Source organism: Altericroceibacterium xinjiangense, assembly GCF_003958635.1.
GTDB lineage: Bacteria > Pseudomonadota > Alphaproteobacteria > Sphingomonadales > Sphingomonadaceae > Altericroceibacterium_A > Altericroceibacterium_A xinjiangense.
Genome location: NZ_RSEK01000007.1, coordinates 193,774 through 203,883, shown reverse-complemented (window position 1 = coordinate 203,883; position 10,110 = coordinate 193,774). Strand labels below are relative to the sequence as shown.

At 62.1% G+C, this 10,110-nt stretch carries 8 protein-coding genes; 5 read left to right on the top strand and 3 right to left on the bottom strand.

What is annotated here, in order from left to right; all coding sequences use genetic code 11:
- Positions 1 to 169 precede the first annotated feature (169 nt).
- Entirely contained in the window at positions 170 to 715 is a 546-nt protein-coding gene (locus ELY13_RS15175; RefSeq protein ID WP_277600650.1) for an anion permease, read from the top strand.
- A gap of 758 nt (positions 716 to 1,473) precedes the next feature.
- Positions 1,474 to 2,319, top strand: a complete 846-nt coding sequence (locus ELY13_RS10220; RefSeq protein ID WP_241233635.1) for a type 1 glutamine amidotransferase — start codon at positions 1,474 to 1,476, stop codon at positions 2,317 to 2,319.
- A 623-nt stretch (positions 2,320 to 2,942) separates the two neighbouring features.
- On the opposite strand, the gene ELY13_RS10215 is transcribed toward ELY13_RS10220, so the two are convergent.
- Genes ELY13_RS10215 through ELY13_RS10205 form a run of 3 tightly spaced genes read right to left on the bottom strand, consistent with a single transcriptional unit; the run spans position 2,943 to position 7,003 of the window.
- Positions 2,943 to 4,397: an aldehyde dehydrogenase gene (locus ELY13_RS10215; protein ID WP_126173812.1), complete on the bottom strand. Its 1,455-nt coding sequence runs from the start codon at positions 4,395 to 4,397 to the stop codon at positions 2,943 to 2,945.
- Between the two features lie 9 nt (positions 4,398 to 4,406).
- On the bottom strand, positions 4,407 to 5,729 hold the full coding sequence (locus ELY13_RS10210; protein WP_126173811.1) for a type I glutamate--ammonia ligase: 1,323 nt from the start codon (positions 5,727 to 5,729) through the stop codon (positions 4,407 to 4,409).
- An 8-nt stretch (positions 5,730 to 5,737) separates the two neighbouring features.
- Positions 5,738 to 7,003 (bottom strand): cytochrome P450, encoded by a 1,266-nt coding sequence (locus tag ELY13_RS10205; protein WP_126173810.1) that lies wholly within the window; start codon positions 7,001 to 7,003, stop codon positions 5,738 to 5,740.
- Between the two features lie 138 nt (positions 7,004 to 7,141).
- Here ELY13_RS10205 and ELY13_RS10200 point away from each other — a divergent pair, with 138 nt between their 5' ends.
- From ELY13_RS10200 to ELY13_RS15005, 3 genes are all read left to right on the top strand, one after another.
- The gene (locus ELY13_RS10200; protein ID WP_126173809.1) at positions 7,142 to 8,008 is read left to right on the top strand and encodes a 3,4-dihydroxyphenylacetate 2,3-dioxygenase; all 867 of its coding nucleotides are present in this window, start codon (positions 7,142 to 7,144) and stop codon (positions 8,006 to 8,008) included.
- A 139-nt stretch (positions 8,009 to 8,147) separates the two neighbouring features.
- Entirely contained in the window at positions 8,148 to 9,875 is a 1,728-nt protein-coding gene (locus tag ELY13_RS10195) for an amidohydrolase (protein WP_126173808.1), read from the top strand.
- Positions 9,876 to 9,897: 22 nt separating this feature from the next.
- Complete coding sequence (locus tag ELY13_RS15005) at positions 9,898 to 10,053, top strand: hypothetical protein (RefSeq protein ID WP_164549772.1); 156 nt, start codon at positions 9,898 to 9,900, stop codon at positions 10,051 to 10,053.
- Positions 10,054 to 10,110 lie beyond the last annotated feature (57 nt).

Here is a 10,110-nt window from a genome sequence, read left to right as displayed (position 1 = left end):
CCGCCACGTGAGTGGACCATGGCCAAGGCCCAGTTCGCCGTCATCTTCGGCGAGCGCTTCATCAGAGCCATGGCGGCGTAATATTCAAACCGCCCGCCACACACGAAATTCCTGACAGTCCCCGGAAAGCGCTCAGGCTTCCGACTGATCGCCACGAATTGACCTGTTCGTGCATACGCCGTGCAGCGCTGCTTTGCAGCGCCAGCGTCCCCCCGGTGCTCGCACATCGACTTCGCTCATCCCGGCCGCCTTTGCTGCGACTTGTGCCTTCATGCTGCCGGTCGGCACCCGGCCCAGTGCGATCGCATTCGACACCGGGGCCGTTACCATCGTGGAGATGGCGCGGGGCGGATTCGTGCTCAACCTCGTAGGAATCGTGCTGATCACCCTGTTTACGTACCTGCTCGGCGGCGCCACTGCTCAGACTGATAATGTTGGAAGGGATCACCACCGGGGTCTGGGTTGCTACAGAGCCACCCTGGATGAATCCGGGTGCGAGCGAAACAGGAGATCAGCGCTAGAGCAACCTCCGGGTCGAGAACTCGCATCTGCCGTTACGACGACCAGAGCGAGCAATGCTGAGGTCGAGAAAGATGAAGTCACTCAGAAGATCGCTCCAGTTCATGCCTCCTTGCAGGAAGACCTGAACGCAACGCCGCTCAGCCGCTTTGACGGGATGGCAGGGGCTCGTGAGTTGAAGCTGCAGCGGCCCTGAGGATACCGTCAAATGGAGAGCAGTTCGTATCCGAGGGACAGCACCCGGAAAGGTCTAGTGGAATCTCCAACATCGCGAGCAGCATCGCGCCCAAAACTCAGTTGAACAGAACGACGATTGCCCGGGGAAACTCCGGTGCGAACACCGATCCCGACGAGGGCCTGCTCGAGAGATGGTACTAGAAGACAGCCATCCGGCCTTCCCCCACCACGGAAGAGAGAGTGGCGAAAGCCAGCGGGCGAGGACGAGCAGACACGGCAGCGAAGATGAGGTGAAAACGCCAGTTTTCGGATCTCAGCGATAGCGCGCACCTTCGTGGCTTAAAGCGCCGAATGCAGCCTGGAGAAGGGCGGCGAAGGCAACGATCCCGAGACAAGTGAGCCTCGTTTCAGGGTGGTTTCTTCAGTGCTTCTGATGGGAGGCGCGATTGTCTTAGACGTCCGTTTGCCTGTGCGATGCTGCAAGTCCGGAACAGCTGATGACGAACGGGTTTTCAGGAACATGGTTGTTCTACTTTGCCGCCCTTGTGATCACGTGTGGGACCACCGTAAAAAGGCGGGTGCCGGTAGAGGGCGGATCCGGCGGTGGGCGGGCGAGAGATTGTCCTTTCGGCTGAAAGAGCGTCCACTCGGCTGCCGAACTGCCCCCGCGCCTGCCTGTGTCGACCAGGTGGCTTGGCTGGGCGCTGGTCGTTGAGCTTACAGGGCCCGACACTCCACCGAACGGCGCCGTTGCAAAGCAGGCCTATGCGATTCCTCGTGGCTGAAAGCAGTCCTCCCGAAGCTCGCAAGAAACGGCGCGAAAGCGTGGGCAAGAGCTCTGGTGAGACGTTTGTCGACACGCTGAAGCGGCTTGCGCCCGGAGCGGAGTGCGACCAGGTGAAACCCGCCGATCATTGTTCGGAGCTGCCGACCGGGCAGGAAATACGAACCTATGACGCAGTGTTCCTGACCGGCTCTCCCCTTCATTTGTGGCAGGACAGCGATGAAGTGAGGCGCGAGATTGCCTTCATGCGAGCAGTATTTGCCTCCAACACTCCCTCTTTCGGGTCATGTGCCGGTCTTCAGCTAGCCGCCGTTGCTGCTGGCGGGACGGTACGCCCAATAGGAGAGCGCAGGGAGGCCGGCTTTGCTCGCCGGATAACTTCGAACGAGGCCGGTCGAAAACATCCCCTCCTGCAGGGGCGGCCTCCTGCATGGGATGCCCCCGCATTCCACACGGATGAAGTCGAGACGCTCCCGGCGGATAGCGTCGTACTCGCATCCAACGAAGCGACCCGCGTGCAAGCTGCGGAAATTCGGCACGGAGGGGGCGTATTCTGGGGAGTTCAGTACCACCCTGAAATTTCTTTATTCGAGATTGCGGGGGCTCTGCGTCGTCAGGCCAGCGACCTCATCGAAAAGGGGCTGGCCAGATCAGAAGCGGACGTCGAGAGCTTTGCGAAAGTGGTAGATGAACTCGCAGGTGACCCCCACAGGCGAGATCTCCAGTGGCGCCTGGGTCTAAGCGAAGATGTAACGGCCCCTGAAAAGCGCACACTCGAGCTGAGCAACTTCATAGAACACCTGGTGAAGCCGACGATGTCCCAGCGCCAGAGAGGATAACGGCGCGAAACGCCCTCTCGGGTTCACCAGCTTCGACAGGCGCTGCCAGGTCGTTATTCCGGCTCGTCATCTAATCCACAGGGTTCAATCCCTGGTTCAGGTCCAAGTCGTCCATGGGCAAGGGCAGACGGGCTGCAGACGCCAGGTGCGATCCATGCGCTGTCTCGCGCGCCGTGCGCCGGCGCTGCGGCCGATCCGAATTCCAGATTCTGCGACGAGCAAGTGCTTTTCGAAAAGAGCGAGGGCTGACGATCAGCGAAAAGGCGCTGAAGAGCTTTGCCTGATCGCGGCGCTTCATCGTGAATTCGCTTCGCCGTCGAAGTTCGGGAGGCGGGTGCCTTTCTCGGTCTCGGGCGCGCACTGCGGCGGTCAACGCTTCGGGAGCGTGCTCGTGCTCGCCTGTCCGTTCTCTGAGCCCCACGGGCCGGAGACAGCTTGAGCAGTACCCCGGAGCCCGGGTTGATCGCCCCCGACTCTGTCTTGCTGGATCGAAACGGTGCCTAGCATCGGGAGCCTCCTTCTTCCTCGGCGAGGTCAGACCAACAAGGGTGATCGCGCACTGCCCATTCCGGCTGATCGCCCGAGCGGGCGGGGGCGAGTGTTCTGATCGGAACAGCCAAAGCTCAGCAGCTGCCTTCAAGAATCTGGAGAGTCTTCAAGTCGGAATGGAAGTCCAGCGCGTAGTGTCCGCCTTCGCGGCCAAGGCCTGAGACGCCAATCCCCCCGAACGGGGCAGTGAGATCGCGCACGAGAAAAGTATTTACCCACACGGTTCCGCCGCGCACCTGGCGCCCGACCCGTTCTGCGCGCTCCGCGTCACCGGTGTAGATGATGCCGGACAGCCCGTAGACGGTGGAATTCGCCAGTGCGACACCTTCCGCTTCGTCCGTGAAAGTCTGAAAGGTAAGCACGGGGCCGAAGACTTCGTTCTGCACAACTTCACTTTCGTTGCCCTTTGGCACGATCAGTGTCGGCTCGACCCAGTTTGCGCCTTCCTTCCAGCGCTTGCCTCCGCGCACGATTTCATCGCCGGATGCGCGGGCACGGTCGATGAAGCCGAGCACCCGTTCGACATGGATCGGGTGAATCATCGCCGAAACCGTCGTTTCGGATTTACGGCTATCACCCAGGACATGTTGGTCGGTGTAGGCGTGAAAACGTTCGAGAAACCGGGCTTTCACACTCTCCTGTACGATCAGGCGCGATCCGGCCATGCAGACTTGCCCACTGTCGTCATACTGACCGGCCGCCTTTTTCGCCGCCGCATCTATATCGGCGTCCTCAAAGACGAGCAGAGCGCTTTTCCCGCCCAGTTCCGCGGTAAAGGGGACGATGTTTTCCGCTGCGTTCCGGCCGATCACCCGAGCAGTTGGGATCGATCCAGTGAAGCTGATGCGCTTGATGTCGGGATCGCTGGTCAAGGCATTACCCAGTTCGGCGCCACCCTGGACGATGTTGAACACGCCTGCGGGGAAATCCGCCTCGGCAATCAAATCCCCCAGCAGGCAAGCCGAAAGCGGAGACCAGTCGGCGGGCTTGAGAATGACCGTGTTCCCGGCCGCGAGTGCGGGCGCGCACTTCCACGTGGAAAGCATGAAGGGCGCGTTCCAGGGCGTGATGATAAGGGCCGGACCGGCCGGCATTCGGATCACCCGGTTCTTCGTGCCCTTGGACGACCAGACGCGTTCCTGATATTCAATCGCGAGATCGGCGTAGTTGCGAAAGTTCAGCGCCGCGCGCGAGATGACGCGAAGTTGCAGGCTTTCCAACAGCATGGCCATGTCGAGACACTCAACCAGGCCGAGAGCGTCCCTGTTCGCTTCGATCAGATCCGCCAGCCGATGTAGATAGACAGCGCGCTCCTTTGGAGAAAGCGCCGCCCAGGCAGGGAAGGCATCGGTTGCCGCCTGTACCGCCTGCCGTGCGATTCCGGCATCGCCCAGCGAAACATCGGCCAGCTTCCGCTCCCACTCAAAGGGGCAGCGGGTCTCGAATGTCTCGGGCGAACTGACGCGTTTTCCGCCGATGAAGTGATCGGGTGAGACGGAAACGCCGTCGATGTTGATACGCTCACGCATGGCGGGGCCTCAGATGTAGTGAAGGTAGTAGGCGATCTGTTCGTCGGTGGACCTGCCGGTCAGATTCTCGACCTCCTGCCGCTTGATAGCTACGTAGTTCGCCACCAGATCGCTGCCGATCGCCTCTGCCAGTTGCGTGTCCTGTTCCAGCGCGTCGAGCGCTTCGGCGAGGTCGGTTGGCGCGTGGGTGTTCGTGCTGACCGTTTCAATCCCGTCAGCCGTTTCAGCGGGCGGAAGCTCGTATTCCTTATCCAGCCCGAGAAGTGCCGCCTGAAGGAGGGCCGCGAGCGCGAAATAGGGACTGGCGGCGCAATCGGCGAGGCGGTGCTCGATCCGTGCCGCCGAGCCTTTTTCGCCGGAGATGCGCACCGTGACTGCGCGGTGATCTACGCCCCAGCTGGCCCAGTACCCCGACAGGCTCGCGGGCTGGAGGCGGGCATAGGAATTGGTCAGCGGGGCCATGATCGCAGTCAAGCCGCGGTGATGCTCCAGCAGTCCGGCGATGGTGCCGCGCATGACCCGTCCGTAGTCACCGGTTTCCACGTCCCGGGCAAACACGTTGGTGCCATCCTTGTCGCAGAAACTGATGTTGAAGTGCATGCCGCTGCCAGCCTTGCCCGCCAGCGGCTTAGGCAGGAACGACAGCAGGTAGCCTTTGCGATAGAGCAGTTCGCGCGCCATCTGTCGGAACAGAAAGGCGTCGTCCGCGGCCTTCAGCGCATCGGCATAGTGCAGGGTCAATTCGAACTGCGGCGCATCGTATTCTGCATTGATCGATTCTATCGGCAGGTCGCAAGCGGCCGCCGCACTCCAGATATCGTCGATCAGGCCAGCCGGGTCGGAGAAAGGGCCAGTGCCGTAGACGAAGGCGCCGGGAGTGTCGTACGGCACCCATTCGCCATTTGCGCCGCGCTGGAAGATGTAGGCTTCCAGCTCGATGCCGACCATGGGATCCAGTCCGCGTTCGCGCCAGGCGGCGATCGCCCGTTTCAGTGCGCTGCGTCCACAAAGCGGGAACGAGACTTCATTGGCATAGATGTCGCCGAGAGCAATGACCGTGCCGGGCTCCCACGCCTTGCGCAGGTCTTGCGGGTCGAACACGATCTGCATGTCCGGCAGGCCGTCAAGCATACCCCCGCCGGGCGCCGCGACCATCTGCTTGTCGTATGTCACGGCGTAAGTGCCCACGCACATTCTGGCGTGGCCTTTCTTCGCTTCGGACATAGGCACGTACTTGCCGCGCGCCAGGTTGAGCTGATCGGCGAACAGTATGCGGCAACGCTCCGGCGATAGAGCCGGCGTGGATGCAGGGCGATGTGTGCTCTGGTCCATGTCCCTCTTCACCGCGCTGCGATCCGGATCGGCAGCTTCTTGATGCCATGGATGAAGTTCGACCGAAGGTAGGAGTGATCGTCCACCTGTTCGATTGACTGCAGCCTGCGAGACAGTTCCTGAAGCACGACCGAAACCTCCAGCTTGGCAAGCCACATTCCAAGGCAGATGTGCGGCCCACCCTGCCCGAAGGCGAGGTGCGGGTTGCGCGGCCGATCGAGGCGGATGCTGTACGGGTCGGAGATTCCCTGTTCGTCCCGGTTTCCCGAAAGGAACCACAGAACCACCTTGTCCCCCGCCTTGATGTGCTTGCCGCCATGTTCGAAATCGCGGGTTGCGGTGCGCCGGAAGTGCGTCGTGGGGGTTGCCCATCGGATCATCTCGTCCGTGGTCGCTTCCCAGCCGTTCTGCCGACCGGCCTGAAGATCGCTGAGCAGCGTCGGATCGTTGGCCAGCGAATGGATGGTCGCCGCGATGCTGTAGCGCGTCGTGTCGTTACCCGCGGCCACCAGCAGGCAGAAGAAGTTGCGGAATTCGTCGCGGCTCATCTTCGTGCCGTGGCTGGTCGGCTCCAGCACCACGTTGAGGACGCCCAACTGTTCGCCCTGATCCATGCGTTCGAGCAAGTCGTTTGCGTAATCGAACAGCTCGACCGCCGCGGGGGAGCGAAATGGCAGGAACCGGTATTCTTCGGTGTCCACCTTATCGATTACAAAATCGGTGTATTCCGGGTCCGCGTTCGAAATCAGGGCATCGCCTTTCCTGACCAGCCAGGTGGCATCTTCATCCGGCACTCCGATGATCTGCGCCAGCATTCGCATCGGCAAGCGGCGAGCGATCCGGTCGACGGCATCGAATTGCCGTTCCTCGAAGGCTTCGTCGAGCAGCTCGGTGACGATTTCGCGGATCTGGTCTTCGTACCGGGCAATCGTTCCTTTCGAGAACGCCTTGCTCGCCAGGGCCCGGAAAGCGCGGTGGACCGGCGCGTCGGTTTCCTGGAAGGTCTTGCGGGCTTCGTATTCCTCTTCCGTCTGGTCTTCCATCCGAATGCCGCGGGCTGAAGAGAGCAGGTCCGTCTTTGCGTTCAGCGCCAGGATGTCCGCGTGGCGCGTGATCGACCAGAAGCCGCGGTCATTGCCGGTGAAATCTGTCCAGTAGACCGGGTCTTCGGCTCGCAGACGGTCGAACGTCGCGAACGGCGCGCCGGTGGCGAACGCGTCCTGCGAAGAGAGATCCACGTAGGGATCATCGTTTCTTGAAAAGGGATACTGCATCGGATGGACCTCCATCCAACAGCTAAGAAACCCTGCATTTTCCGCCTTGGCAGAACCGGACAACCTGCGGTGCGCCTATTCAGCAGTCCCGATGCGCAGCGTAGTAAGGAGGCAGCCGATGTACGAAGGAAGCATGTCATGGGACAAATCGTCGGGGCCGGGATCGTCGCTCACGCGCCAACGATCATGATGCCCGAACAGGATCGCTACGAACTGAACGAAGGGAAGGAAATCAGTCTCGTCCCCGGCTTGCGCCGGCTACGGGAGGAAGTCCTCGACGAACTGAAGCCGGATACGATCGTAATCTTCGATACGCACTGGCACACGATCGTCGAATTCTGCGTCACCTCCCACGCGCGGCGAGCGGGGCTGTACACCTCGGACGAATTGCCCCGGGGCATGAAGCAGATCCCCTATGACCTGAAAGGTAATCCGCAGCTGGCTGCAGCCATGGCTGAGAAGGCAACCGAGAACGGGGTCAGGACAACGCCGATCGACGATCCGTGGCTGCCGATCCACTATCCGACGGTGAACCTGTCGACGTATCTTCAGGACGACGAGGAATGGATCTCGGTCAGTCATGCCTATACCGGGGAACCAGAGACATTCCTCAAGGTCGGAGAGGGGATCGGGCAAGCCATCGCGCAGAGCGACCGCCGCGTCGTGCTGATCGCCAGCGGATCGATGAGCCACCGCTTCTGGCCGTTCCTGCAGATACCGCTGCACGAAGCGTCAGACCCCGTGCACATTACCAGGCCTGAGGCGCGCGAAGCCGACTTGGAGCGGCTCGGCTGGCTGGCCGAGGGCGACCACGCCCGCGTGATCGACACGATGGACGATTACCTGCGTCACCTGCCGGAAGCGCGCTTCGGGCACTACCTGATGATGGCGGCGGCCTGCGGCGGGCGTGACTGGAAGGCCAGGGGGCGTCTGTTCTCGGATTACGAGAATGCCACCGGCACCAGCCAGGTCCACGTCTGGTTCGACATGCCCGGCAGCGGCTGACCCGGCGCCTTGCAGCAGGCGGCAACGGTCCTGAAGGGCGGCACGGGTGAACCGGTCCGGCGAATGGCCGGAAATGCCGAGCGTCGGGAGGGCCGACGCGCAAGACTTGATTCAATTCTGTTTCTGGGAGGTGCTTCGTATGTTCAAGCAGACCCTCGTGGCCTCGATAGCGCTGCTGTCTGCCCCGGCGTCAGCCGATTTCTTTCCCACCGTGGCAGGCGACGAGCGTCCGCCCGAAGCGGACCTGATCCTCATGAATGGCGAAGTGTCGACTCCCACGGGCTGGGTGGAGGCGGTTGCGGTCGATCAAGGGGCGGTGATCGCTGTCGGTACGGCCGAACAGGTGGCGGCGCTGCGCGGTCCTTCGACCCAGGTTGTCGATCTTCGTGGCGCGGCGGTCTTGCCGGGGCTGCACGACTTGCATGTGCATGCCATTGGCGGCGGACTGGAGCATTCGAGCTGCACCTTCCCTTCGGGTGCCACCCCTCAGGTGATCCGTGATACCGTCGCCGCGTGCGTCGCGGAAGCGGAGCCGGGGGAATGGATCCGCGGCGGAAACTGGATCGCCGCCGTTTTCGCACCCGGCCAGCAGACGCGCGAATTCCTCGACGAAGTATCGCCGAACAACCCGGTGATCCTGAGCGACGAATCCCATCACAGTCTATGGGCGAACAGCGCCGCCATCGCAGCGGCAGGTATTACGGCCGCGACGCAGGATCCGGAAAACGGCATCATAGATCGTGACGCTTCCGGGCGGCCGACCGGCCTGTTTCGCGAACGCGCGACCGGTCTCGTCAGCGCGGCGATGCCGCCGATCGGGGAACAGCAGATGCGGGAGGGGCTGCAGTACGCTGCCGATCTCATGTCGTCCTACGGTATCACTTCGTTCACCGATGCTGGTCTCGACGCGCCGGGCTTGAAGGTGATGTCGGAGATGTCGGCCGAAGGGCTGATGAAGCAGCGGGTGCGCGGCTGCATTCGCTGGGCCGAAGGGCCCGTCGATGCGCGCCAGCAGACCGAGGCGCTGATCCATTCGCGGCAGTACTTCCGGGCTGAGCGGTTCCGTCCCGATTGCGTGAAGGTCGTGCTGGACGGCGTGCCGACGGAAAGTCACACGGCCGCAATGCTCGATCATTATGTCAGCACGACGGAAAAGGGCATGAGCATCGTTCCGCCAGAGGTTCTGTTCCCGGCGATAACGGAGTTCGACCGGCAGGGTCTGCATGTGAAGTTCCACGCTGCGGGCGATGGCGCGGTGCGGCAGGCAATCGACGCGGTCGCCGCGGCGCGGGAGGCCAACGGCATGGGCGGCCCTGCGCATGACGTCGGCCACAACAGCTTCGTGGATCCGGAAGATCTTGCGCGTGTGCGGCAACTGGCAATGAGCTGGGAATTCTCGCCCTACATCTGGTATCCTTCACCGATCACACGCGACATCAAGACAGCCGTCGGGCCAGAACGGATGGAGCGCTGGATCCCGATTGCGGATGCAGTGAACGCGGGGGGCCTTGTCGGCCCCGGGTCCGACTGGTCAGTCGTGCCCTCGATCAATCCCTGGCTCGCGATCGAGACGATGGTGACGCGCCAGGTGCCCGGCGGCAGCGCGGAAACTCTTGGAAGCAGCCAGAAGGTATCGCTCAATGAAGCGATGACCATCTTCACTTCCAACGCTGCCCAGATCATGGAGCATCGCAATCTGGTCGGCTCGATCGAACCGGGAATGCTGGCCGACATGGTGGTGGTGGAACGCAATCCCTTCCGTGTTCCCGAAACCGAGATCCATCGCACCAAGGTTCTGATGACCTTTATCAACGGAGAAAAGGTCTACGACGCAGCATCGCCGCCGACCTCGCTCAGCCACCGCTGAGCCGGGGCAAGGAACGGCAGGCATGGCGGCGACTCTCCCGAGCGCGCGCCGCCATGCGGCCCTCCGTCACAGGGTGACGCTGATCGGCGCCTGCCCGGTGTTCGGCGGCCCGATGAAGGCTGCCCATGGCTATGCAATTCTTCGCGTCTCCGCCGGTAACGGCACAGCTGTCCGCTGATCGGAACGGAACAGAATGCGCAGGGTACCTGAAGAATTGCGCGCTTGAGGCCAGAAC